We start from the raw sequence: 25,012 nt of genomic DNA on the forward strand, positions 1-25,012 counted from the left end.
TTATACTGATTTACTTTTAAACGACCAGGTGATCGCAAAAGAGGCAATTAATGTGCCGTCCTGATCCCTGCCTTCACTGTGAAGTACTGTTGTTTCGGGGGCATTATTATTTATAGCACGTTCAATAGCCGCACGGAGCTGCGGAAGTTCTGTGCAGGTAAATAATGTGATGCTTGTAGCTTTTTTGTAGTAGCTGGCTTCCATGTTAGTAACCAGCATGGATATACGTTTAGACGTGCTTCGAACAAACATCATTGCCGGCAAGCCGGTACTTAATTCTCCGGCCATTGCCAGGCAGGCGAAATAAGTTGATTTGAACGGATTTTGCGACAACCATTTATAAGGAACGCTCGTTTCACATTTGTCGGGGCTCAAAGACTGTAACCTGACCCCCGCCAGCCAGGCCGACGGCAATTTCCAGAACAGGTAGGCTGAAAATTTAAGTCGGTGCTGTGCAAACCGGATGAACGATTGCACAACTGCCGGGTCAAATGTTTGAGCGCCTTCTTGCATAGTGTGGTTTATTGATTGATGTAATAAGCCGGGCTCAGTGCATCGGGCGACCATTGTTTCAGGAAGTCCGCCACTTTCTTTTTATCGTAGGAGTCTGCGGATTCCAGCAGGCCCGAGTTCTGCGTATGCAGCCGGTTGCCTTTGGCATCCAGCACTACGAACACGGGAAACCCAAATCTCTGCGGGTAACCTAACAACTGAAGTATAGGAAGGTTCTTGTTTTCTTTGCTGTAGTTGAGGTGATAGACCACGAAGCCTTTGTTCATTGCTGCTTTTAATTCCGGGTCGTCTTCTACGAATTTGTAAAACCTTTTGCACCAGATGCACCAGTTCCCGCCTATCTGTAAAAGCACGTGTTTATTTTCTTTCGCTGCCTGTTTTTCTGCTGCTTCAATATCCGTCTTCGCATCGGCCGACGGGTTGTAAATGTGTTCCAGGTCATGTGTTTGGGCCTTCGCACTTGTAATGATCCCTACACTCAATAATATTGTCCAAACGTAAAGTTTCATAAAAAATAATTGATCGTTCTATCTAATTTACATTATATTTTTAACATAGTCCTGTATGGCTTCCTGCGGGTGTACACGGTCGTTCACCTGTATGGCGAGTATGTCTTTCAGCTGTTGTTGCAGGGCTGGATTATAGACAGGAGTGCATACTTCTATCCGCCTGTGAAGATTGCGGTTCATCCAATCGGCCGACCCCATGTACACTTCTTCTTCCCCGTTATTATGAAACACGAAAACCCTGGGGTGCTCCAGGTATCTTCCTACAATTTGTATCACCCGTATATTTTCGCTGTCTTCAATTCCGGGTACCAGGCAGTTGATGCTGCGCACGATCAGATCTACCTGTACGCCTGCTTTGCTGGCCTCATATAGTTTGCTGATCATGCCTACTTCCTGGAGGTTATTGATCTTGATAGTGCATTTTGCGGGCAGTCCTTCCCTGGCATGTTTGATCTCCCTGTCTATGAAGGCTGTAAAGCGGCTGGTCATGTTGAACTGTGCTACCAGCAGGTGTTTGAACTCGAGGAAGTTGTATGCCGAAGGCTGTTCCCTGCTTTGCAGGTACAGGAACAGGAGCTCCATCTCCCTGGTAATGCCAATATGTGAAGTGAACAGTACATGATCGGTATAGAACCTGGCGGTGGTTTCATTGAAATTGCCCGTTGCAATAAGCCCGCAATACTCCCAGTTATATCCTTTCCGCCTTTTTACCAGCGCTGTTTTTGCATGCACCTTCATACCGGGGATGCTGTAAATGAGCTTTACGCCGGCGTCTTTCAGTTTTTTAGACCATCTTACATTATTGGCTTCATCAAACCTGGCTTTCAACTCTACAAATACCGTTACCTTTTTGCCGTTCTTCGCAGCGCTGATGAGCGCCTGTGCGATCTGCGAGCCGGAAGCGATCCTGTAAAGCGTGATATAGATCTCTTCTACATCCTTATCCAACGCCGCTTCGTTAAAGAAACGAAGTATGTAGTCGTATTGCTGGTAGGGCAGATGAATGAGGATATCTTCCTGCAAAACCTTATCCAGCAACCTGTCTGTAGCCGCTGCAGTATTAACTGCCGGAACAACTTTTGGATACTCTGCATGTAACAGCGTTGCAGGTTTAGGCAAATTAGCCAGGTCTTTCAGGTTATGATACCTGCCACCGGCAACTAATTCACTGGGCAGCACTTCAAACTGTTTCGCCACGAAATCCAATAGCGGTGCAGGGATATTTGAATCATACAGCAGGCGCGTAGGAACGCCGAGCTCACGTTTACGGATAAACGTTTCTACTTCTTCCAGGATATCTCCTTTTACTTCATCCATATCTACTTCTGCATTCCTGGTCAGCTTTACGCTGTGGCAGTCTGCTACCTGGTACCCGGGGAACAGGTAGCCAACATGGGTCCGGATAATATCATCCAGGAAAGCGATATACTGCATCCCCCCGATAGCGGGGAGTTGCAGGAACCTTGGCAATTCCGCCGGGATGTTGATCACCACGTATTCCTGCGCCCTGGCATCCTTATCCGGGTAGAGGGTAAGCACCAGGTAAAGCGCATTGTTTTCAGGGAACAGTTTCTTGTTTTCCCGCAGCCATACCGGCTGCAGGTAAGCCATAACGGTGGTAAGAAAATAGTTTTTCGTGAAACTGTGATGGGCTTCCAGCAAGGGTTGGTTGTAGTAAAGCACAACGCCTTGTGAAAGCAGTTCGGGGATGATCTTTTTAGAGAATATCCTGCCGTAGGTCTGCTGCTGCCTGTCTATTTCCTGCAATACATCATGCAGGGTCTGCGTATTTACAGCAGGTGTTTCATCTACTTCCGGATCGGTTTCCAGTACTTTATTAATGGCAAGAATGGCGGGCATCCTTACCCTGAAAAATTCGTCGAGGTTCGAAGAGAATATGGAAAGAAATTTTATACGCTCGTATAGAGGAACTTCCGGATCATCCGCCATCATCAATACCCGGTAATTAAAAGATAACCAACTAAGATCGCGGTTATTTAAAGGAATAGCCATGACTCGATCGTTAAACTTTTACGGGAAAGAAGATTGCTGCAATTAAGAATGCAAGTACGGAAATGATGAGGCCAAACATGAAGATGTTATAGGAAATACGCAGCAACTTGTATTTATGGCCCAATACCACGCCAAGGTGGTATACGTCTTTTGTGAGGCTGCTGTAAAGGAAATCGGCATCTGTCATCATCTGCTTCATTCCCCATTCATATTCTTCCAGGTGCATTTTATAGAAATTGCCAAAGAACAGCAGGTTGGCATTTTTCTTTTCTATATCCGCTTTCGTGAACATTCCGCTGGTGACATTAGGGCGGGTGGCCAGTACGGAAAATATTACCGTTAATACCGCGGTGGTAAGGAAGATGATAGATGGAATAACCATATTCGGATAATCTTCCAGCCGGCGAACAAGTACGCTCAGTATCACTGAAATGATAATGGAGTTGACGGAGATCATTATATGCGCCTTGCTGTCGGCCATTGAACTTAAGCGTATATGATTGGTAGAAGTGATCCTGAACATGGTTTCAATACCCCTGTCGGGTTTCTTGTTCTTCTCCTTGTCTTTTTTATGCTTTTCGTGCGGGGCCGGTTCACCGGCTTCACCTGTTCCGGCCACGGTAATGCTGTTTTCAAGAGCGGCTTTGCTTTCTTCAGCAGTTTTTTTATCCAGTTTTTTTGTCAGTTTCTCGATGTTCTCCTCCTTCTGCTGCTTGTATAATGTTTGCGCATAATCGGTCCAGTAATGCTGGTTTAACATAAAAGTAATAGTGCTGCTAAGCCATTTGGTGGAGGGGATCTCCTGTTGCCTGGTCAGCTCAACTTCATGTCTTAACAGTTTATTCCTGTCGGAAAAGTTCTTTGAGCCCAGGTGTGAAAGGTCGGCGTCGCAAACGATCTGTTCAACCAGGTTGTTGGGCGATTGAGGCATTTTTGTTGCCAGTATGGCTCCCTGCACCATAGTTTGAACATTTTCCGGTACCTGGTGTTCCTTTAGGAACTGAACGGCTTCCCGGGCGCCTGTTTCTTCGTGGTTTGTTCCGTCGCCGGTTAAATAACCAATATCATGAAACCAGGCGGCGATGTATACGGCAAGCAGTTCATCGTCCTGCAGCCTGTAATGAGCGGCTATCTGGCCTGCGGCCTGCACTACCTGTTGGGTGTGTGCCAGGTTATGATAAACCAGTTGCGGACTGGGGTGCTGCGAGTATTGGGCGACAATAAAATCCCGGGCTGCATCTATGATTGCGCTGTTTTGCATGTTCATGGTTATTAAATCAAATAGCAGGTTATTAAAGTTATCCGGCTATAATTCTTTATTCTCACCGGAAGTTACTGCATTTTTAAGTTAAATTTATGCTATAAAGTAATGCTATGAAACTCCGGGCCGGATTAATATTATTCGCTTTCCTGCTGTCGTGTAACTCGTTTGGCGACAGGGAGGAGAAAGTTTACAACTCACCAAAGGGCTATGATTTGAAAACCCCTGTCCGCTACCGGGTCAGGGAATCCATGCAGGAGATCAGCGGAATTGTGCTATACCCGGATGAACACCGTATCATGGCGGTGAATGACGAAGAAGGCCGCATTTACCAGGTAGATGTTGCCGGAACAACGCCGTACCCGCATTATAAGTTCGCGAAATCAGGCGACTATGAAGATATCTGCAAAACAGACAGCGGCTGGTTTGTACTGAAAAGCAACGGCTCTTTATTCGAAGTGCACGGACTGTTCACTGATTCCGTATACAGCGATCATCACAAGTTCCCAAAGTCAGGAAAGCGCGAGTTTGAAACTACCTATTACGATAAGGACAGTAACCGGATTGTAATGATCTGTAAGAATTGTGCAGATGATAAGAAAGAAGGTAAAACCAGCGCCTACAGCTTCGATCTCGCTACCCGGACATTTGATACAGTAGCGATCTATCGTTTCGACAATAGTGAAATAGCCAAGCTGGCAGGATCGGATATGCGCTTTTTTAAGCCATCGGCAGCCGCCGTTCACCCCGTTGAAAAAAGATTGTATATCATTGCATCCGTAAACGGCTTGCTCGTGATATGCGACCTGCACGGCCACGTACAGGAAGCGTATAACCTGAAGCACCGGCTGTTTTTACAACCCGAAGGGATCGATTTTGCCCCGAATGGCGATATGTATATCTCCAACGAAGGAGGTTACGACGGAACCGCCAGTATTCTTAAATTTACTTATAACGCCAGATGACCAGAATCCTTTTAGCAATTGTCACCCTTTTATTAGCTGTCTCTTTTCATGAAACATCCGCCCAGTCGCCCTCTGTTGTGAAGCGGATAATCCTGGTAGGAGATGCTGGCGAACTTCACAGCAATGGGAAAAACCCGGTTATTGACGCAGTACGAAATACTTTCGACCTGCAGGACGACAGGAACGTTGTCATATTCCTGGGCGATAACGTATACCCCAGGGGAGTGCCCGATTCTCTCAGCAGTCAATACGCTATGGCCAAAGAGATACTGGATTACCAGATCAACCTGGTAAAGGGCACCAATGCAACAGGCTTTATTATCCCCGGCAACCACGATTGGGATAAAAGCAAACCCGATGGTTGGGACATCATCCGCAATCAACAACGGTATGTAGATTCCATGCATCTCAGCAACTTCACCTTCCTGCCTAAGGATGGCTGTCCTGGCCCTGTAGAGGTAAATATCTCCAAAGACATTACCCTGATCATCATGGATAGCGAATGGTGGGTATTCCCTTATAAGAAACCCGGCCTGGAGTCGTCCTGCGATTGCAAGGATAACGACGAAGTGCTTACCAAAATAGGCGACATCGCCGCCGCGAACAGGGATAAGATCATCATTTTCGCTACGCATCATCCATTCAGAAGTTATGGACCCCATGGTGGTTATTACACCATCAAGCAACACATTTTCCCGTTGACAGACCTCAGGCCTTACCTCTATATCCCGCTGCCGGTGATCGGGTCTATTTATCCGCTGGCAAGGGGAGTGTTCGGAACGCCGGAAGATATGCCCCATCCTAAATACCAGGCCATGATCAAAGGCGTGGAAGAGGCATTGAAACCGCATGGCTCTGTTGTATTTGTATCAGGGCATGATCATACCCTGCAAATGATAAAAGATAAAGGGAACGACTATATCGTCAGTGGCAGCGGGGCAAAGAACAACCGGGTACATAAAGGGCCCAAAGCCTTGTATACAAGCACAGAAAATGGGTTTGCGGTGATAGAACTCTTATCCGACAGTACGTTGACCTCTAAGTTTTATGTGGCAGAGAAAGGAAAGGAACCCGTATTCACCAGCGACCTTCACAGGTTGCAGGAAAAACAACGGATGGCGGTGGCTTATACATTGCCTTCACAGTTACCGGCCTATATCCGTACAGTTGCCGATTCACAATACGTAAGCGCCGGCGGGTTTAAAAGATGGATACTGGGAGATAATTACAGGAAGGTTTGGGCCACGCCGCTGAATTTCCCGGTGCTAAACCTGGCTACCGCGAAAGGCGGGCTTAAAGTATTGCAGCGGGGCGGCGGTAAACAAACCCATTCCCTCCGCCTGGAAGACAGCACCGGTACGGAATACGTATTAAGATCGCTGAAGAAATACCCGCTGGCTGCAATTCCTGAATTATTAAGGGAAACTATTGCGAAAGATGTAGTGCAGGACCAGATCTCGGCAGCCAATCCTTACGCGCCCCTGGCAGTAGCTGTGCTGGCAGAAGCGGAGGGAGTGCCCCATACGCACCCTACTTTCGTTTATCTCCCAAGAGATACAGCCCTGGGATTGCTGGCAAGTGATTTTGGCAATGATGTCTTTTTGTTTGAAGAAAGAGAACCGGAAACAGGAAAAGGTGATAAAACCTATAATACCCCTAAAGTAGTTGGCAAGATAACGGGAGATAATGATGAAAGGGTAGATCAGAAATCGGTACTCCGCGCACGGCTGCTGGATATGTACATCATGGACTTCGACAGGCACGATGATCAATGGCGTTGGTACCGCGAAAAACATAAAGGAACACATTATTATTACCCGGTACCGAGAGACAGGGACCAGGCTTTTTTCCTGAACCAGGGAGTAATACCACGGCTGGCTGCACGGCCATGGCTGCTGCCAGGCATCCAGGGATTCAGGGACCAGATACCTGATATTAACGGGTTTAACTTTAGCGCCAGGTATTTCGATCGCTCTTTCATGAATGAACTGGATGAAAAGGACTGGAGGAAACAGACGGAGAAGTTCCTCAAAAAAATGACAGACAGCGTTATCCAGGCTGCGGTTAACGCTTTCCCGGATTCTATAAAAGCCCAGGTAGGCCCAATGATGCTGCATCGTTTATCTGCCCGTCGTAACATCCTGGAAGAAAATGTTATGAAATATTACCGCTTCCTCGCGAAGGCAGTGGATATTCCGGCTACAGAAAAAACGGAGCTGATCACCGTTGATAAGCTGAAAGGAGGAGAAGTGGCCTTGAACATCAATAAGATCAGCAAGAAGGGAGAAGTGCAACAGAGCATCTATTCAAGGACTTTCGATCCGCGTGTCACAAAAGAAGTGAATGTTTATGGCCTGGGCGGCGGCGATCAGTTTGTAGTAAGAGGAGATCATGCCACGCCTATACGTGTTCGGCTGATCGGCGGAGCGGAGCCGGACACGTACCTGGACAGTACCACAACCAGGGCCGGGAAACGTATACGCGTTTATGATATGAAGAACGGCAGGGATTCTTTTGCGCTTAGTGGTAATGAGCAACGCCGTTTATCTTCCGATCCGGCCAATATTAAATACAAAAGAGATGCGTTCCAGTATGAGAAGTTTGTTCCTATGCTTGCTGCGGGTTATAACAGGGACGATGGTTTATTGTTAGGTCTTGGCTTTACTGATACCCGCCATGCCTGGAGAAGAGAACCTTTCTCTACCAAGCATGTTTTTACCGCAACCCACGCACTGGCAACCAAAGCATGGAATTTCAGGTACCAGGGAGAATATACAGATGTGATCGGCAAAACCGACCTGGTGCTGTTAGCCCGTGCCAAAGCGCCTAACAATACTATCAACTTCTTTGGCTTGGGTAATGAAACAGTGTTCGACAAATCGGGCGGTAAAACTATTTCCTACTACCGGGCAAGGTTCAATATGTATACCGCCGAAGGATTGCTTAGAACAAAGCTGGGAGCTCATTTCTCTGTTTCTTATGGTCCAACTTTCAACTACTACGCCCTGGATAAAGACGAAAACAATCACAGGTATATTACCAACTTCGCTCATAATGGGTTAGACTCGGCCAGTATCTTTAAAAACAAAATATACAGTGGCGGAAAGATAGTGGCCACGATAGATACACGAAATAACCAGCTTATTCCTACCCGGGGGTTGTTGTGGAATACAGTGTATTCGGCCAATATAGGCCTGGATAAGAACAGCTACAACACGCACCAGCTGACATCCGACATGAGTTTGTACCTGAGCTTCACCGACCCCGCCAACGTGGTGATCGTAACCCGTTTCGGCGGCGGAAAGATCTGGGGGAATTATGAATACTTCCAGGCGTTAACAGCAGGAGGTGTGATCAACCTGCGGGGCTACCGCAACTATCGTTTTGCCGGCGATGCACTCGCGTACAACAATACCGAGATCAGGGTGAAATTATTTGAATTACGTACTTACCTGTTCCCGGCCAGCGTTGGCCTGCTTGCATTTAACGATGTGGGAAGGGTATGGAAAACAGGGGAAACCTCTCATGTGTGGCACGATGGATTTGGTGGAGGTATTTACCTGGCGCCGATCAATGCCTTGATCGTTACGGCAGCATTAGGGCATTCAACAGAAGAGACGATCGGGTATTTTACCCTGGGATTCAGGTTCTAAACTTTATTTTTAAGCCGGGGCAGACGATACCCCGGCTTAATTTTTATAACGGAGGGTTCATGTTAACCTTTACTCTTAAGGCTTTCAGACCGCTCACTCCCTGTAGTTCTTCCAGCTCCAGTTCTTCTACTTCAGGTTCCAGGATTTGCTTGCTTTGCAGGAAGGTGATGTATTTTTTCAATTCTTCCATTTCTCTCACATAAGAATATACCATGGCAATTGTGCCAGGCTGGGTAAGCCTTTCGCCGGTATCCTTGATATGCACTTTGTCGATCCGTTTTTTGATGATCTCGTAGCGGATGTTATAAGCGCCTTCCACATCGAAACGTCTTTCATCGCTTCTGAAGCTGATGGTGATAGGAGAGCTGTGCATTAAGATCAGTTGGGTTGTTTCCAGCGGTACCTTCAGCTTAGGGCCAATCTTGTGGGTAAGCCTTGCGATGTGCGCCATAGATGAAAGTTGCCACAGGCGGAGATTGCGCAGGTATAAGTTGTCGAACTTCTTCTCATGGGCGATAGACTGGCCTATGTAGATGGTATATTCAACCCCGTCTGTCCTGTATTTCTCGAAATAGCAAGGGAAACTTTGCTGTATGTATTGTCTTTCTTTTTCCAGGTATTGACTGATAGCAGTGTTAATGGTAGAAAGACTGTCTTCATACTCTCTCCGGTGGCGGAATACATGACCTTCGGACTTGTCGATCTTGGCAAAGTAGTTTTCCAGCAGCGGTTTCAGCTCTTCGTTACCTTCGCAGAGGTGTTGCAATACGGGTTGTATTTCATGTTTCATGAACTCGTTCACCTTGATATCTTCACCGGCAGGAAGGTTGTCTGTAAGGCCCAGCAGGAAGTCGTTCGTTTTGTAGAGCAGCTCTTCCAGCAGCGGCAGGTGGATGGATTGGCCGATGGCGATAAGGGTATCGCGGATCAGTTCCAGTTGTTCCTGCAAGTCTTCCCTGATAGCGTTTCCCTGCTGCACAGACGAATTCCTGATATCAACTGCGCCATATAACGGGTATACGTCTTCAAAGCTGATGCTTTCAATATCTTTTCGTTCATCCTCCGGCGTTAGCAGGTATTTCCATGCCTCGTCGATGAACTTCCATTCAACAGAAGGTTGCAAAGCTGTAAACTGATCTTTTATAACCTCATTCAGCCTGTTTTCGAGGATGCTGATGCTTCGGTTGAGCATCAGTACCAGGAGCGGGTAGGTATTCTGCAGGCGCCAGAGAGGCTCAACAGACAGCCTGTTAGGAACAGAGGAAGCCAGTTCGAGCATGCCCAGCACTTCTTTTTTGTGGGTGATAGGCAATACGAGGAAGCTCTTTATGTTCTTAATAGGCAGGTATTTCAGGAAAGGATGAGCTGCAATGGAAGTGTCATCCACATCCGGAATCACCAGCGGATTAGGATTGTTTTGCAGTTGTTCCAATACCAGTTGGAAGAAGTGTTGCTGTTGCTTTTTGTTACCGATGCCCAGGATAGGGTCTGTAGTTACAAATTGCTCTTCCAGCACATTTTTACCATTCACTTTAGGGAATGGAACAAGGTGCGCTGTAATGTCGGGAAGCCCGAGTATGGTTGGAATGAGGCGTTCGGCAGCATGGTAGCTCTCCACTTCATTGCTGGAGCGCATATTCATTACCAGCGATTTGATAGTGTTCAGGCTTTCTGACTGGGTAACGTCTTTTACTGTCCAGATCACAAATCCTTCCAGCCTGAACATGCTTGGAGGCAGTATTTTCAGCAGGGTTTCCGGCGTGATCTGTTTTGAACAGAACAGGTTGTAATCAAGCGAAGGCAATTCGCCCTTTACCTTTACATCCACGAACCTGGGATCTATGTTCACCTTCATGAACTTTTTGGTACCATCCGGCGCAACAAGTGTGTGGATGATATCATTTTTGTAGCTCATAGGGAAGTGATAGAGCTTTTCCAGGATAAGTTTATACAACCAGGTGATCTTGTCCTTTTTTACCTGTTGCACAGAAATGCCGTCGGGCACCGCTATCAGCTCCCTGCCGTCTTCCGAGAACAGTTGTTTGAAAAGGTCTGAATAATAGAAGATGGCAAACCTGTAAGGAACGCCGATACCGTAGATATCGGATTCGGGGTTGGTGGTAACCGGGAAGATAGCTGCGGTGATAAGATCGAGGTAATCCTGGTACTTCGACAGATCGCTTTCTGAAGTAGCGGGGATCGGTTGTAAAGTAGCAGGATTGCTTTCGAATTTATCTATGATCAGTTTATAAAAAGAAGTACGTGCATCTGAAGGATCCTGAGCAATTCTTTGTTTCAGGAAGTTTAAGAATGGCACGAACGATATATTTGACTCTATTGTATTATCGTCGTTAAATAATCCGGGGTGTGCTGTTAAAACTTTCATGCTCGTATAATTATATCCAAAGGCTAACCTTTTAGTGCCAGATAATCTAGTTATTTATATTGATACTATAACAGTAGTTATACAGTGCAGGAAAAACAGAGGGAGGGTAGTAATGTAGACGTAAAGGTAGGAACGATATTTTAAATAAAGCCGTTAATATTTTCCTGGCTTAAAATATTTCTTAAACCAGGAAAATATTGTATTTATATCTTACTGTATTTCAATTTGATTCTTCAGTAAGTCTTCCAATGTATCTCTTCTGCGGATAAGGAACGGTTTGCCATCTTTTATCATTACTTCTGCTGGTTTTAAGCGGGAGTTGAAGTTAGATGACATTTCGAAACCATACGCGCCGGCGTTATAAAATACCAGGTAATCACCTTCCCTTACTTCATTGATCTTCCTGTCCCATCCAAAAGTATCTGTCTCGCAGATATTTCCTACCACGGTATAGATCCTTTCCGTGCCTTTAGGATTGGAAATATTGCGGATCAGGTGGAATGCATCATAAAACATAGGGCGGATCAGGTGGTTGAAGCCTGAATTAACCCCTACAAATACGTTAGCCGTTGTTTGCTTAATAACATTAGCCTTTACAACAAAGTAGCCGGCCTGGCTTACCAGGTATTTTCCTGGTTCGAACCAGAGTTCCAGCGGACGAACATAAGACTTGGCGAAATTATTAAATGCTTCGCTCAGTTTTTTGCCCAGCAGGTCTATATCTGTTTCAGGGTCGCCCTGTTGATAAGCTACTTTGAATCCACTGCCCAGGTCAATTGATTCCAGGTCCGGGAAGTGCTGAACCATTTCAAACATTACCTCTACGCCACGCAGGAAAACGTCTACGTCTTTAATCTCGGAGCCGGTATGCATATGCAGGCCGGTCACCTTCAGTTTAGTAGAATTAATAATGCGTTCTATATGGCGCATCTGGTGGATAGAGATACCGAATTTACTGTCGATATGCCCGGTGGAGATCTTGAAGTTGCCTCCCGCCATGATGTGCGGGTTCAGGCGGATGCAGATAGGGTAGCTACCTCCGAATTTATTACCGAATTGCTCCAGGATGCTGAGGTTGTCTATATTGATGATAACGCCCAGTTCCTTTGCTGCGATGATCTCCTGGAGATCCACGCAGTTTGGAGTGAAAATGATGTTCTTCGGATCGAAACCGGCTTTAAGGCCCAGTTGTACTTCCTGGATAGATACCGTATCAAGACCGCAGCCCAGTGAATTGATATACTTAAGGATATTGATATTGGTCAATGCCTTGCAAGCGTAAAAAAAGCGGGTGTTGGTCTTGTGGAAAGCCTTTTGCAGCTTTTCGTATTGATTTTTAATCTTTTCTGCATGATACACATACACAGGTGTACCAAATTCTTCTGCTACTTTCACAAGGAAATCTGCAGAGAGTACGTCGCTTTGTTTAGGCATTGATAATCCTTATTTTTTAATATATGAGTTGGCAAAATTACTACGCAAAAGTGAGAAATTTTAGAAAATCGGGGAGAATCCGCTATAACTGCTGCCCGGGTTGATAAAGTCCGGGGGAAACATCGTTCAGAGAGTCTACAGGCTCCAGTCATATTACCTGGTAAACAATTCAGACAGCGCCACTTCCAGCACAAGCGTTGCCTGCTTTTCCATTTTACTGATGCCTGCTGCTTCAATTAAAGCCGAAATAGAAAGAATAAAAGATCTGCCTGGGAAATACAGCAGGAGCTAAAAGACAGGCTATAAAAATAAAAAGGCGCCTCTGAAGTATAAAGAGGAACCTTTCTTAAAGCTGTCAGGCCTTCAACTCCCTACTCTTCCTCCACACCTCCTTCCATAAACCCTTCAATACTCCGCCTGTCTTTCTTGGTAGGCCGCCCGATCTTACTCTGGCGTTTACCCGTCTGGAAAGCCGACGGTATGTAGGCTGCATCCAACTTACCCTCATCAGGGGTATTATCTATATAATATTTGATAGCTTCACTATAGGCAACCCGGTTGGAAATAATGCCGGTTACTTCTATCACCCAACGGCGGTTTTCTCCCCTGATCTCAAATTTATCACCTACAGACACTGCTTTGGCTGCCTTTACGGGGGCGCCGTTCATCTTAACTTTTCCTGTATCGCAGGCCGTAGAAGCCTGGTTGCGGGTTTTAAACACCCGTATAGACCATAAGTATTTATCTACCCGTACTTTTTCTGTTGTTGTGTTACTCATATTACTTATTCTAACTAAATCACTTCCTTTAATACAAAAGGATCGGAGTAACATTAAAAATACGAAGAATGCTGCAATCCCGTATTTTTAATTACTCCGATCCTGTATGCCGTTAAAACGATAGTTATTTACTCATTTCCGCGAAGTACTGGTGGAAATAAGGGATGGTTTCAATACCCTTATAGTAGTTTTCCAATCCATACTTTTCGTTAGGCGAATGCAGGTTATCGCTATCCAGGCCAAATCCCATAAGGATGGTCTTTAACCCCAGCTCTTTTTCGAAAAGGGCTACAATAGGAATACTTCCGCCACCGCGCACCGGGATCGGGTCTTTGCCAAATGTAGCATTGATAGCTTTCTGCGCTGCTTTGAACGCTACCGCATCTGTTGGAGTAACGTAAGGACTGCCGCCATGATGCTTGGTTACTTTCACCTTTACGCTCTTAGGCGCAATCGCTTCAAAATGTTTGGCAAAGAGATCGGAGATTTCGTGCCAATCCTGGTCGGGAACCAGGCGCATAGAGATTTTCGCGTATGCTTTGGAAGGCAATACGGTTTTAGAACCTTCGCCGGTATAACCACCCCAGATACCGTTCACTTCCAGGGTTGGGCGTATGCCTGTTCTTTCTATCGTAGTATACCCTTTCTCTCCCCACAGTTCATCTACCCCCAGGTCTTTTTTATATTCTTCCTCATCAAATGGGGCTGCATTGAGCGCTTTCCTGTCTTCGTCGCTCAGTGTTTGCACCTTGTCGTAGAAGCCAGGGATGGTAATATGATTGTTTTCGTCGTGCAGGGAAGCGATCATTTTTGCCAGGATAGTGGCGGGATTGGCAACTGCGCCGCCATATACGCCACTGTGCAGGTCGCGGTTCGGGCCTGTCACTTCTACTTCCATGTAGGAAAGACCGCGTAAACCGGTGTCGATAGACGGGTTTTCCAGGCTGATCATGGAAGTATCGGAGATCAGTACTACATCAGCTTTCAGTCTTTCTTTATTGTCTTTCAGGAAGATGCCCAGGTTAGCGGAACCAACTTCTTCTTCCCCTTCTATCATGAATTTGATATTGCAAGGCAGGGTGTTGGTTTTATTCATTGTTTCAAAGGCTTTTACATGCATGTAAAACTGTCCTTTGTCGTCTGCGCTTCCGCGGGCGTATATGTTACCGTCTTTAATCACAGGTTCGAACGGGCCGCTATGCCAGAGATCCAGCGGGTCGGCCGGCTGAACGTCGTAATGTCCGTATACCAGTACGGTAGGTAAAGAAGGGTCTATAATTTTTTCTCCGTATACAATCGGATGGCCGGCGGTTGCACATACTTCTACATTCTCCGCACCCGCTTCCTGCAGGCGCTGTTTTACAGCTTCCGCACATTTACGGGTATCTTCATTATACCGGGAATCTGCACTCACAGAAGGGATGCGCAATAATGCCAGTAATTCGTCCAGAAAACGGTCTTTGTTCTCTGCCTGGTAATCTTTCCAAACTTGCATGATTCAGGAAATTAAGTTCACAATGGGGTGCAAGTTAACGGAAAATCAATATTTGGAAATTTTTCCGGTTGGGTAAATTTCGGTATAGGAGAGGAGCGACGGTAAAACGGCAGTTTATGAGATAAGTTTCTGCCTTACCAGGAATTCGAGTTTTTGGTTAACGTCCAGCAGCTTGGCTGTCAACTCCCTGTTCTCTTTACGTAAGGCATATACTTCATAGGCTTTATCGATGTTATGCTTCAACTCATCTTCATTCCAGGGTTTGGAAAAATACTTATAAACCTGTCCTTTGTTGATAGCATCTACTACTGCATTGATGTCGGCATAGCCGGTCAGCAGCATGCGGATAGGTTCAGGGTACTTGTCCAGTATTGATTCGAAAAATTCGATGCCTGTCATTTTAGGCATCCGCTGGTCAGAGATGATGATATGAAACTCCTGTTCGGCAAGCAATTTCTCTGCTTCTTCAGCAGAAGTGGCGGTAACAACGCTGTACATTCTCCTAAAAGATGCTTTAAAAGCATTCAGGTTGTGTATTTCATCGTCTATATAAAGTATATGAATGTGTTGTGCACTCATTTAAGCAGACTTAATCCTATTATTGATAATAAATGAGTTAGAAACAATGAAACTTTTTAATTGAGATGTTGCGTCCTTTTCTCTGCCCCATTCACCTTAAATTGATTAAACCGTTTAGGGTTTAACCGTTACAAAGGTACATATAAACATACTGTTTTATGATGAATATTTCAAGGATGACTGAACTTTTTTAAAAAAATGCCGTTTCCTTATCCATCGGGCGGTTTAGTGGACGAGTTTCCCTATTTTCGTATAGTTATGAAAATCGTGCGTTCACCGCTTTTTTTATAGCACTCACCGGGTAAATCAACTACTTCTGCCCGAAGTGGTCAAAACAGGAATGTGTTTTGCACAACGGACGGCACCTAAACTTAAATTTTAATTCAGATGAAAACAGGTATTATTGTCATTGTCATTGCGGCAATTCTAGTATTGTTTGGTTGCGGAAAGTACAATGGTCTTGTAAACAAGGACGAAGCAGTGAAAGAAAAGTGGGGAGTTGTACAAAGCAGCTATCAACGCCGTGCAGATCTTATCCCTAACCTGGTTGCTACCGTAAAGGGCGCCGCCAATTTTGAACAGGAAACCCTGGAAAAAGTAACCCAGGCCCGCGCCAGCGCTACGCAGATCAAGGTAGACCCCAGCGATCTGACCCCCGAAAAACTGCAACAGTTCCAACAGGCCCAGGGCCAGTTAGGAGCCGCATTGGGACGTTTACTGGCAGTTTCAGAAAATTATCCGGAACTGAAAGCTAATGCTAACTTCCAGAACCTCCAGGCCCAACTGGAAGGAACTGAAAACAGGATCAATGTTGCCAGGAACGATTTTAACGCAGTGGTAAAAGATTATAACAGTGCCGTAAGAACGTTCCCTAATAATATTATTGCCGGTATCGGCGGGTTTAAACAAAAACCTTATTTCGAAGCCGATCAGGGCGCAGCAACTGCCCCGCAGGTAAAGTTCTGATTAATTCATTGAGTAAGCCAGGAGAATTCAAACTCCTGGCTTCATAAACCTATAGCATGCGCATTCCTTTTTTAAAACAAAAAGAAATTTTCTCCGAAACAGAAAAGAACAGATTGGTGCAGGCTATCCGGGTGGCAGAACGATTAACATCCGGAGAAATCAGACTATTTGTCGAAAACCACTGTAAATACGTAAATCCCCTTGAACGCGCCCAGGAAGTTTTTAATTCCCTTGATATGGCTAAAACAAGGTTGCGCAACGGGGTATTGGTATACGTGGCCATCAAAGATCACCAGTTCGCGATTTTAGGCGACCAGGGTATTCATGAGAAAGTAGGCAACGATTTCTGGGAAAAAGAAGCGGAGCTGCTCATCAGCCACTTTCAACGCGATCGGATCATCGAAGGAATTGAAGCCTGTATCGCGGAAATTGGCGCTTCTCTCCGAACCCATTTCCCACATGAAGCCGGAAACGATGCCAATGAACTGCCTGATGACATAGTTTTCGGCAAATAAGGGATTCTTTCTTAACGAATTAGTATTTTATACAATGAGGATATTACGCTGGTTATTACCGGGATTATTTGTATTGATAGGTCTGTTTGCCAATGCACAGAATATCCCTCCTCGCCCCAATCCTCCAACTTTAGTGAATGATTTTGCGAAGATCCTGCTAGGAAGTGAGGACGAAGCTTTGGAACGAAGATTGGTAGCGTATAACGACAGTACTTCCACGCAGATCGCTATCGTTACCCTTAAATCAGTTGGCGATTACGATATCAGCCAGGTTGCATTAAAGATCCTGAGAGAATGGGGGATAGGAACGAAAGAAAAGAACAATGGCTTGCTGATTCTTGTTTCTGTTGAGGATAGAAAGATAAGGATTGAAACCGGGTATGGCATGGAAGGAGTGGTGCCGGATGCAGTAGCAAACGACATCATCAACAATTTTATCAAACCTGCCTTCAGGGAAGGCAATTATTATAAAGGACTGGACGACGCAGTTACCGCTATTGAAAAAGCGGCGGCAGGCGAATATAAAGGCAGTCCGAAAAAAGACGACTCGGGGATTAGCATAGGTGGTATTTTTCTCCTCATTATGCTGATCATCATCGTAATAGCAATGATCAGTCGTGGAGGCGGTGGCGGTAACGGTACCACCTACAACAGGCGTGGCGGATGGATCTGGCCTGTAATAGGCGGGATGAGCAGCGGTTGGGGTAGCGGAAGCAGCAGTGGAGGCGGCTGGTCTGGCGGTGGCGGCTTCGGCGGATTCGGAGGCGGTTCTGGTGGTGGAGGAGGCGCCAGCGGAAGTTGGTAAAAGAATAGAAAACTATTTTATGAGATACCTACATGTGTTAAACGGAGATGCAGCCCTTACCTTGTTTCGGCAATGCGAGGTGCCCGGAGAAGTAGTAATATGCCGGGAAATGATGTGCGAAGGCAAGGTAAAAAATACCAACAACCTCCCAACCTTATTCGAAAGCAGGGCCAAACACCTGCAGTTTCATTACGGGATCGATAAACAAACTTATTATAGCAATGTAGTCACTGAGCTGGAGAAGATGGTATCCTTCGCCAGCTCTTCAGACGAAATCGTACTTTGGTTCGAATATGACCTTTTCTCCCAGGTAAACCTCCTCTTCATACTTCATTTTATAGCCAACAGTAAAATAGATAAACAAATCCCTATCAGTATTGTAGACCTCCCTCATCACCCAGGCTCAGAAGACATACCGAAAGCTTTTGAAAAACGAACCCGGTTGCAAACCGACGATCTCTCACTGGCCGCAGATATCTGGGACGCCTGGTGCATGGATACCCCATTGCTGCTGGAAACCATCAGCAAAATGCCCACCGGCAACCTGAAACATATACCATCAGCCATTACCGCCCACTTAAAACGTTTCCCGGATGTAGTAACCGGTCTGAGCGTCATTGAACAATACTTCCTGCTGCAACTGGCGCTTGGCAGCTACCGCTGGTATGTACTTTATATGTTCTTCTGGCGAGACCTGGAAATATACGGCTTCAGTAACTTCCAGTTAGACGTACTTGTGCATCGCATGGAAGATGCGGGCGTGATAGACGAACGCGAACAATTGCTCATGATCACCAGCCTGGGTAGAGAGATACTGGAAGAACAGGAAAATTATCTCGACTATGTATCGTTGGAACATCGTTGGCTGGGAGGGGTCAGGCTTGCCACAACCCCCTGGCGCTGGGATCAATCCCTTAACCGCCTTGTAGAAATTGATTAAAAAAGCGGGGCGCTGTGCCCCGCTTTCTTCGTATTAGTCTTTAGAAGAACTTTTCACTTCTTCAGATGCCTTTTTAAAATATTCTGCCTGCTTTTCCAGTGCAGCTCTATTGTCGCCACTCACGGCGGTTGCTTCATCTGCTTTTTTCCTGCTTATTTCCTGCATCCAGTTGCTGATGTAGTTGTTAACCTGCGGGTTGTTAAACTGCACACACATGGCTTTTACCTGCTCAATTCCTTTGATCACCGCGTCGGTATTGTTGATCTTGGAAAGGAAGCCCAGGTAATCAAACGCCGCATTCAGTTTATCCTGCCCGCTTGTTTCGTCGAACTTATTTGCCACAAAAGCTACATCATCCGGGTTGCCTTTCCTGGCGTAAACGCCTGTAATGGCATTTACCAGCTTGCCTTTCGAATCGTTCTGCAATTGTTTGGCCAGCGTATAGGCTTTATCGATATCCAGGGCGGCTAATCCTTCCAGTCCCGCCGCTTCCACGGCATAGGATGGATCTTTGATGGCCGCTTCAAACAGGGATGCATACTGTGCGTTCTTCAGGGCGCCGAGGGCATCCAGGGCAGCTGCACGAACGAGAGAGCTGGGGTCCTGTTTTGCCAGTTCCTGGATGATGGGTAGGGTGGCGCTTTTTACTGTTTCATTTTCAAAATTCAGTTTTGAAATAGTGTAAGAACGCAGCCCGTGGTATTTATCTTTCAGTGCAGCCTGAAGTAATTTCAGCGCTTCAGGGTTAGTAGCCTGTGCATCTGCAGCTTCTTCAATGGCAATGCGGCGGTTCAGGTAGCCGGGCGCATGATGGTATTGGAAAGCATAGGTGCTGAAGGCGCGGTGGTCGTCAGTTTTCGATAGGATCACTTTCTCTGCATCCACATTTACCAGGTCAGGTTTGGTGTTGTAGGCGAAAGTGAATGAATCTACCCGGTTGGCAACCGTTACGTTGTGTCTTGTTACTTTGCTGCCTTCATAAACGTCTATAGCCATCGGGATTTGCCAGGTCTTGTTCTCACGCTGGATCTGCTGGATGATCACCGTTACTTTCTTTGCAGCATCGTTATAGTTATAGCTTATATCGAATTGCGGGAAGCTCTTTCCGAAATACCATTGGTTAAAGAACCAGTTCATATCCCTGCCGGTTACTTCTTCAAAGGCCAGGCGCAGTTGATGAGCTTCGGTAGCTTTAAAGGCATTGGTACGCAGGTAAAGGTTCAGTGACCTGAAGAAGGCGCTGTCGCCTACCGCATTTCTCAGCATATGCAGGATCCTGCCGCCTTTCTGGTAGGTAACCTGGTCGAACATGTCTTCTTTATCGTGGTAATGGAATCTCACCAGGTCTTTATCCCCGCTGTATTGCACCATAGACATATAAGACTGGGCCGCTTCCAGCGCATGTTCGTCGGCAGCGTCCTTCCCGTATTTATGTTCCAGCCAGAGGTATTCACTGTAATCAGCAAACGATTCGTTCACCGTGAGGTTGCTCCATGATTCGGCAGTGGCTAGGTCGCCAAACCAGTGGTGGAACAGCTCATGGGCCACTACGCATTCGTTGGAATTATTATTATCCAGCAGTTCGCGATCTGTCTTTTGCAGGAACTCCCCGTGCAGGGTTGCAGTGGTGTTTTCCATAGCCCCGGAAACATAATCCCTGGCCGTGATCTGCGAGTATTTTACCCATGGGTAATCGTAGCCCAGGATCTTTGAGTAGAAGGTGAGCATTTCAGGAGTGTTCCCGAAAATGTTCCTGGCATATTTTTCATATGGTTTCTCTACATAATAACTTACTTCTTTCCCTTTCCAGGAATCTTTTACAATAGCATATTCTCCTACCGCCATCATAAACAGGTAAGGAGAATGAGGCAGGTCCATTTTCCAGGTATCAGTACGGGTACCGTCAGCATTATTTTTCTGGCTTACCAGTTTACCGTTGGAAAGGGTTACATATTTCTTTTCAACGGTCATGCTGATCTCCTGGGTCGTTTTCTGGTTGGTTTTATCGATCGTCGGGAACCATACAGAGGAACTTTCTGTTTCTCCCTGTGTCCAGATCTGGGTAGGTTTATTTGGCTCTTTCCCATCAGGGTTGATAAAATATAACCCTTTGGCGTTCGTGATCGCGGCGCTGCCTTTTACTTTAAGTTCGTCAGGTTTGGCTGTATAACTGATATATACAGTATAAGATTCTGTTGCCTGGTAAGTTTTATTCAGCTGGATATGCAGCTGCATACCATCATAGGTATATTTTAAAGGAGTGTTGGCTGCTCCTTTTGCCAACGCTACTTCTTTAATATCCATGCCTTTGGCATCGAGGGTTAAACTATCGGTAGGGTAGAAGTGAGGTTTTAAGGTAACCCATGCTTTGCCGTACAGGTATCTTTTGGCATAATCGAAGCGTACATCCAGTTTTGTATGTACCAGGTCGTTGATCTTGGTGGCAGAGGCTCTGTAAATTTTCAGGGCGGGGTCGTCCTGGGTTGCTTTCTCGGATTGGGCAAACAGGGGGGTATTCAAACCCGCCAGCGCCATTCCTCCTATCAGCATCCCCATTAAGGATTGCTTCAGTTGTTGATTCATGTAAAAGATTGTTTTAAACAAAAGTATCGGCTTGCGATTTTTTCAAAGGCCCAAATTTAAACAAATGGGCTAAAAACGAGCTAAGTGGTTAAAAATGCTATTTTTGTTGTCCACAGGGTCTAAAATTAACACAATGATCAAAGCGACAGTCAATGGCAAATCTGCATTTGCTATCAATCATGATAAAAAAGTAACCTGTAACGACCGGGAAGTGAATTGGTCTGCCGTGCAGCTTCCGTCTGGCGATTATAGCGTCATAATGGATGGCTATAGTTACCAGGCTCAGGTTTTAAAGGTAGATAGAGAAAGCAAAACTGTCGTATTGCAGATTAACCAGCAACTGTTCGAGGTAGCGCTGGAAGAACCGATAGACCAGCTATTGGCTTCTATGGGCATTAAAGACGCTATGGCCAGGAAGGTGAATGATATCAAAGCACCGATGCCGGGATTGGTTTTAAAAGTTTTGGTGACACCGGGGCAGGCTATCAAAAAAGGAGACCCGGTATTGATACTGGAAGCAATGAAGATGGAAAATGTATTCAAAGCCACTTCAGATGCAACCGTGAAGGAAATTAAGGTTGCGGAACGTACGGCAGTGGAGAAAGGAGAAGTGTTGATAGTGCTGGAATAATATTTGCAAAGGATTATTTTCAATTCATAATATGCGTTTTAAAACATTACTATTCCTTTGTATATGCTTGATCTTGGGCCGCTCTTTATCGGCGCAACGTCAACAACATTATTATATATATATTCAAAGTGAGAAGGGCCAGCCGTTTTATGTAAAGCACAATGGTAAAGTGCTTAGTTCCACCGAGCGTGGGTATATCATTCTTCCCGAATTAGAGAACGGAACTACCAATATTACAGTGGGTTTTCCTAAAGAAGAGGCCCATGAAGCACAGTTCAACCTGCGGGTCGCGAAAAATGACCAGGGTTATTTGCTGAAACGTTCAGGAAGCTCAAGTTACGCATTATATAATTTACAAACATTTAAGGAGCTCAAACCGGATGGCGGATCAGTTGCTGCGGCTACCGAGCCGGAAACAGCTACAGAACCTGCTGTTGCAGCTGCAACGAACGTTGATACTGCGACGGAAAAAGGTGAAATGATGAATAACCTGCAGAAAGACCTGGAAACGGCTTTCGCAGATAAAGCCATCGTAACAGGCCCCAAGAAACCGGCTCCTAAACCATCATCCGGTAACTCTTTTGCCTCGGCGCTGGATAAAGTAGTGGTTACTTCAGATGATCGCAATATAGAGGAAGTGCCTGTTGCTGCAGCTACCGAGCCTGCAAAAACAGAGGAGAAAGCGGAGAGCGGGAAAAAGGCCCGGGCGCCGTTGACAGATGAAGAGAAGGATATCCTTAGATCGGTGCTGGCGGAAGAAAGCAAAGCCGCTGCAGTTTCGGCGGCGGAAGACGCGGTAGTGACACCGGTTGTGGAAGAGGAGCGGCCAAAAAGGAACAAGAAGCATAAGACAAAGTCCGACGAGCCTGATTTTATTGAATTCCAGAACGATAAACCTGCAGAAGCGCCTAAGGAAACACCAGTAGTAACTACACCGGTTGCAGATACAGATCCTGTAGAAGAAACTACCACTAAGGCTTCTAGGAAAAAGAAACGTAAGTTATTTGATGATACCGAGCATCCTGCCAATATCATAACAGATCCGAGCGGTTATGGCGTGTCGGCAGCCGCGCCGGAAGAACAGTCATCTTCCAAAAAGAAAAAGAAGAAAACAGAGGAAGTTGCGGCTACAGAGGAGGAAAAGAAACCCGCTGTCCGGCTGGTGAATTCAGATTGTGTGAATATTATGGATGATGCTACTTTCCGTAAGTTGCTTCGCAAATTTGTTGCCGCCCGTACCGATAACAGCATGATAGACGTTTTCAGGAAGCAATCCCGGAACTATTGCCTGGAAACAGCACAGGTGAAAACCCTGGGCCAGTTGCTGACAGCAGATGACACCCGTTACCAGTTGCTGGAATACGGTTATTCCAAAGTGTATGATTCTGAAAAGTATGCAGCACTGGAATCGTTGCTGATAGATGATTATTATAAGAAACGTTTCAAGGCAATGATCCGCCGATAGGATAATTCTGTATTTTCGCCGCCTATGAACAGGTATTTTATCGAAGTAGCTTATAAAGGAGCCGCTTACAGTGGATTTCAGGTGCAGGAAAATGCTCATACCGTTCAGGCGGAAGTAGACAGGGCTTTGAGTATTTTATTTAGAGAAACGATCGTCAGCACTGGGTCCAGCCGTACAGATGCAGGGGTGAATGCCTATCAGAACTTTTTACATTTCGATACAGAACTTCCTTTACATCCCCAGTTTATTTATAAAATAAATGCCATTTTACCGGACGATGTGGTATTGAATGGTGTTTATGCTGTGCCGCCGGATGCCAACAGCAGGTTTGCGGCGCTGAGCCGTGCTTACGAATATACTTTATATACAAAGAAAGATCCTTTCCTGCAAGACAGGGGATATTTCTTCCCTTACAGGCTGGATATTGCAGCTTTGCAGGAGGCGGCTTCCATTATTACTGAGTATACTGATTTTACTACCTTCTCTAAGCGGAACACCCAGGTAAAAACCTTCCTGTGTAATATAATGGAATCGCAATGGTCGACAGAGGGACACCGTATAGTCTATAACGTTAAGGCCAACCGGTTTTTGAGAGGAATGGTGAGAGGATTGGTGGGAACGATGTTAAGGGTAGGAAGAGGGAAGCTGTCGCTCTCTGAATTCCGGGCGGTGATTGAAAGTAAAGATTGTACCAGGGCCGATTTTGCGGTGCCGCCCCAGGGCTTGTTCCTGATGCAGGTGAACTATCCTGACCGGTTGTTGGAACCTATACATTTTAAGCGTTAGCGGGGAGGGTTTCCTGCTGTTTTCAATTATCCTTTATCGTGAGGTGGTTAAACCTGGGGCCCTTTGTTATCAAGGGCTTTGTGAGATGATTAAAAAATTTTTAAGCTAAAGCATTGGATATAATGCAAAACCTGCTACCTTTGCGCTCCGCGTCGATGAAAAAGCGGTTTTTGCAAAGTTCTTCTCTTCTTAATTCCGGTCATTTTTCACGCTTGGATGTTTGATAGCAGTATGTTGAATTATCTTTAGCGCTTTCAATAAAAAAAATGGAAAAAGATTTGGTAGAAATGAAAAGTTAATTACCTTTGCAACCCCAACGACAACGACGGGTAAGTTCTTAACTAAGATGTAGGCCGCAAGGGCACAGAGATCGGATCTCAGACATCAGCAACAGATCAGTAATGATCGAAGTTCTTTGAAAGAATGGAAACAACAGCACGAATCAAATTAGTGATAGTTTGGTTCAATTTAAACAGGTAATGTAACAGCTAACATTATTAAAAAAATATCCGATTGATTTCGAGAGAAATTAGTCAGGTATCAACTTCTTTACAATGGAGAGTTTGATCCTGGCTCAGGATGAACGCTAGCGGCAGGCCTAATACATGCAAGTCGAGGGGCAGCACAGGTAGCAATACTGGGTGGCGACCGGCAAACGGGTGCGGAACACGTACGCAACCTTCCTTCAAGCGGGGAATAGCCCAGAGAAATTTGGATTAATACCCCATAGGAAT

General features: G+C 45.7%; 19 protein-coding genes and 1 rRNA gene. 10 read left to right on the forward strand and 10 right to left on the reverse strand.

Features of this window, described 5'->3' with window-relative positions; genetic code table 11:
* From BLV62_RS03905 to BLV62_RS03920, 4 genes are read right to left on the reverse strand one after another with little or no spacing between them, the layout of a single operon-like run.
* A complete protein-coding gene (locus BLV62_RS03905) occupies nucleotides 1-513 on the reverse strand; it encodes a DUF4442 domain-containing protein (protein WP_089758883.1) in 513 nt (170 codons plus the stop codon).
* Between the two features lie 8 nt (nucleotides 514-521).
* A complete protein-coding gene (locus BLV62_RS03910; RefSeq protein WP_089758885.1) occupies nucleotides 522-1,022 on the reverse strand; it encodes a thioredoxin family protein in 501 nt (166 codons plus the stop codon).
* Nucleotides 1,023-1,049: 27 nt separating this feature from the next.
* On the reverse strand, nucleotides 1,050-3,035 hold the full coding sequence (gene ppk1, locus BLV62_RS03915) for a polyphosphate kinase 1 (protein ID WP_089758886.1): 1,986 nt from the start codon (nucleotides 3,033-3,035) through the stop codon (nucleotides 1,050-1,052).
* A gap of 10 nt (nucleotides 3,036-3,045) precedes the next feature.
* Nucleotides 3,046-4,296, reverse strand: a complete 1,251-nt coding sequence (locus BLV62_RS03920; RefSeq protein ID WP_089758948.1) for a Pycsar system effector family protein — start codon at nucleotides 4,294-4,296, stop codon at nucleotides 3,046-3,048.
* A gap of 113 nt (nucleotides 4,297-4,409) precedes the next feature.
* Between BLV62_RS03920 and BLV62_RS03925 the strand changes: the two genes are divergently transcribed.
* Both BLV62_RS03925 and BLV62_RS03930 read left to right on the forward strand, forming a co-directional pair.
* The gene (locus BLV62_RS03925) at nucleotides 4,410-5,261 is read left to right on the forward strand and encodes a hypothetical protein (protein WP_089758888.1); all 852 of its coding nucleotides are present in this window, start codon (nucleotides 4,410-4,412) and stop codon (nucleotides 5,259-5,261) included.
* The gene (locus tag BLV62_RS03930; RefSeq protein WP_089758890.1) at nucleotides 5,258-8,914 is read left to right on the forward strand and encodes a BamA/TamA family outer membrane protein; all 3,657 of its coding nucleotides are present in this window, start codon (nucleotides 5,258-5,260) and stop codon (nucleotides 8,912-8,914) included. The genes BLV62_RS03925 and BLV62_RS03930 overlap by 4 nt, the downstream gene beginning before the upstream one ends.
* Before the next feature lie 43 nt (nucleotides 8,915-8,957).
* On the opposite strand, the gene BLV62_RS03935 is transcribed toward BLV62_RS03930, so the two are convergent.
* From BLV62_RS03935 to BLV62_RS03955, 5 genes are all read right to left on the reverse strand, one after another.
* A complete protein-coding gene (locus BLV62_RS03935) occupies nucleotides 8,958-11,300 on the reverse strand; it encodes a GAF domain-containing protein (RefSeq protein WP_089758892.1) in 2,343 nt (780 codons plus the stop codon).
* Between the two features lie 210 nt (nucleotides 11,301-11,510).
* Nucleotides 11,511-12,734: a diaminopimelate decarboxylase gene (gene lysA, locus BLV62_RS03940; protein WP_089758894.1), complete on the reverse strand. Its 1,224-nt coding sequence runs from the start codon at nucleotides 12,732-12,734 to the stop codon at nucleotides 11,511-11,513.
* 371 nt (nucleotides 12,735-13,105) lie between these two features.
* On the reverse strand, nucleotides 13,106-13,513 hold the full coding sequence (locus tag BLV62_RS03945) for an RNA-binding S4 domain-containing protein (protein WP_089758896.1): 408 nt from the start codon (nucleotides 13,511-13,513) through the stop codon (nucleotides 13,106-13,108).
* 124 nt (nucleotides 13,514-13,637) lie between these two features.
* A complete protein-coding gene (locus tag BLV62_RS03950; protein WP_089758898.1) occupies nucleotides 13,638-15,008 on the reverse strand; it encodes a dipeptidase in 1,371 nt (456 codons plus the stop codon).
* A gap of 114 nt (nucleotides 15,009-15,122) precedes the next feature.
* Nucleotides 15,123-15,587 carry a response regulator gene (locus BLV62_RS03955; protein WP_089758900.1) on the reverse strand — a complete coding sequence of 155 codons (465 nt, stop codon included), beginning with the start codon at nucleotides 15,585-15,587 and terminating at the stop codon, nucleotides 15,123-15,125.
* Between the two features lie 387 nt (nucleotides 15,588-15,974).
* Between BLV62_RS03955 and BLV62_RS03960 the strand changes: the two genes are divergently transcribed.
* From BLV62_RS03960 to BLV62_RS03975, 4 genes are read left to right on the forward strand one after another with little or no spacing between them, the layout of a single operon-like run.
* Entirely contained in the window at nucleotides 15,975-16,553 is a 579-nt protein-coding gene (locus BLV62_RS03960; protein ID WP_089758902.1) for a LemA family protein, read from the forward strand.
* A gap of 56 nt (nucleotides 16,554-16,609) precedes the next feature.
* The gene (locus BLV62_RS03965) at nucleotides 16,610-17,068 is read left to right on the forward strand and encodes a TPM domain-containing protein (protein WP_089758904.1); all 459 of its coding nucleotides are present in this window, start codon (nucleotides 16,610-16,612) and stop codon (nucleotides 17,066-17,068) included.
* A 34-nt stretch (nucleotides 17,069-17,102) separates the two neighbouring features.
* Entirely contained in the window at nucleotides 17,103-17,873 is a 771-nt protein-coding gene (locus BLV62_RS03970) for a TPM domain-containing protein (protein WP_089758905.1), read from the forward strand.
* Between the two features lie 19 nt (nucleotides 17,874-17,892).
* Entirely contained in the window at nucleotides 17,893-18,813 is a 921-nt protein-coding gene (locus tag BLV62_RS03975; protein ID WP_089758907.1) for a DUF1835 domain-containing protein, read from the forward strand.
* Between the two features lie 33 nt (nucleotides 18,814-18,846).
* Here BLV62_RS03975 and BLV62_RS03980 read toward each other — a convergent pair whose 3' ends face one another.
* Nucleotides 18,847-21,396, reverse strand: coding sequence for a M1 family metallopeptidase (locus BLV62_RS03980; protein ID WP_089758908.1), 2,550 nt, complete (start codon nucleotides 21,394-21,396; stop codon nucleotides 18,847-18,849).
* A gap of 133 nt (nucleotides 21,397-21,529) precedes the next feature.
* On the opposite strand from BLV62_RS03980, the gene BLV62_RS28900 reads away from it, so the two are divergent.
* The 4 genes from BLV62_RS28900 to BLV62_RS04000 form a co-directional block, all read left to right on the forward strand.
* Nucleotides 21,530-22,027, forward strand: a complete 498-nt coding sequence (locus BLV62_RS28900) for a biotin/lipoyl-containing protein (RefSeq protein WP_168927868.1) — start codon at nucleotides 21,530-21,532, stop codon at nucleotides 22,025-22,027.
* A gap of 169 nt (nucleotides 22,028-22,196) precedes the next feature.
* Nucleotides 22,197-23,492: a DUF4476 domain-containing protein gene (locus BLV62_RS03990; RefSeq protein ID WP_168927867.1), complete on the forward strand. Its 1,296-nt coding sequence runs from the start codon at nucleotides 22,197-22,199 to the stop codon at nucleotides 23,490-23,492.
* 24 nt (nucleotides 23,493-23,516) lie between these two features.
* The gene (truA, locus tag BLV62_RS03995; RefSeq protein WP_089758914.1) at nucleotides 23,517-24,278 is read left to right on the forward strand and encodes a tRNA pseudouridine(38-40) synthase TruA; all 762 of its coding nucleotides are present in this window, start codon (nucleotides 23,517-23,519) and stop codon (nucleotides 24,276-24,278) included.
* A 551-nt stretch (nucleotides 24,279-24,829) separates the two neighbouring features.
* Nucleotides 24,830-25,012, forward strand: a 16S ribosomal RNA gene (locus BLV62_RS04000); the annotation flags it as partial.

This window comes from Chitinophaga terrae (ex Kim and Jung 2007) (assembly GCF_900107795.1).
Classification (GTDB): Bacteria; Bacteroidota; Bacteroidia; order Chitinophagales; family Chitinophagaceae; genus Chitinophaga; species Chitinophaga terrae.

Coding starts and splice junctions, on each gene's coding strand:
- BLV62_RS03905 (WP_089758883.1), bottom strand. CDS start 513: ATGCAAGAAGGCGCTCAAACATTTGACCCGGCAGTTGTGCAATCGTTC.
- BLV62_RS03910 (WP_089758885.1), bottom strand. CDS start 1,022: ATGAAACTTTACGTTTGGACAATATTATTGAGTGTAGGGATCATTACA.
- ppk1 (WP_089758886.1), bottom strand. CDS start 3,035: ATGGCTATTCCTTTAAATAACCGCGATCTTAGTTGGTTATCTTTTAAT.
- BLV62_RS03920 (WP_089758948.1), bottom strand. CDS start 4,296: ATGCAAAACAGCGCAATCATAGATGCAGCCCGGGATTTTATTGTCGCC.
- BLV62_RS03925 (WP_089758888.1), top strand. CDS start 4,410: ATGAAACTCCGGGCCGGATTAATATTATTCGCTTTCCTGCTGTCGTGT.
- BLV62_RS03930 (WP_089758890.1), top strand. CDS start 5,258: ATGACCAGAATCCTTTTAGCAATTGTCACCCTTTTATTAGCTGTCTCT.
- BLV62_RS03935 (WP_089758892.1), bottom strand. CDS start 11,300: ATGAAAGTTTTAACAGCACACCCCGGATTATTTAACGACGATAATACA.
- lysA (WP_089758894.1), bottom strand. CDS start 12,734: ATGCCTAAACAAAGCGACGTACTCTCTGCAGATTTCCTTGTGAAAGTA.
- BLV62_RS03945 (WP_089758896.1), bottom strand. CDS start 13,513: ATGAGTAACACAACAACAGAAAAAGTACGGGTAGATAAATACTTATGG.
- BLV62_RS03950 (WP_089758898.1), bottom strand. CDS start 15,008: ATGCAAGTTTGGAAAGATTACCAGGCAGAGAACAAAGACCGTTTTCTG.
- BLV62_RS03955 (WP_089758900.1), bottom strand. CDS start 15,587: ATGAGTGCACAACACATTCATATACTTTATATAGACGATGAAATACAC.
- BLV62_RS03960 (WP_089758902.1), top strand. CDS start 15,975: ATGAAAACAGGTATTATTGTCATTGTCATTGCGGCAATTCTAGTATTG.
- BLV62_RS03965 (WP_089758904.1), top strand. CDS start 16,610: ATGCGCATTCCTTTTTTAAAACAAAAAGAAATTTTCTCCGAAACAGAA.
- BLV62_RS03970 (WP_089758905.1), top strand. CDS start 17,103: ATGAGGATATTACGCTGGTTATTACCGGGATTATTTGTATTGATAGGT.
- BLV62_RS03975 (WP_089758907.1), top strand. CDS start 17,893: ATGAGATACCTACATGTGTTAAACGGAGATGCAGCCCTTACCTTGTTT.
- BLV62_RS03980 (WP_089758908.1), bottom strand. CDS start 21,396: ATGAATCAACAACTGAAGCAATCCTTAATGGGGATGCTGATAGGAGGA.
- BLV62_RS28900 (WP_168927868.1), top strand. CDS start 21,530: ATGATCAAAGCGACAGTCAATGGCAAATCTGCATTTGCTATCAATCAT.
- truA (WP_089758914.1), top strand. CDS start 23,517: ATGAACAGGTATTTTATCGAAGTAGCTTATAAAGGAGCCGCTTACAGT.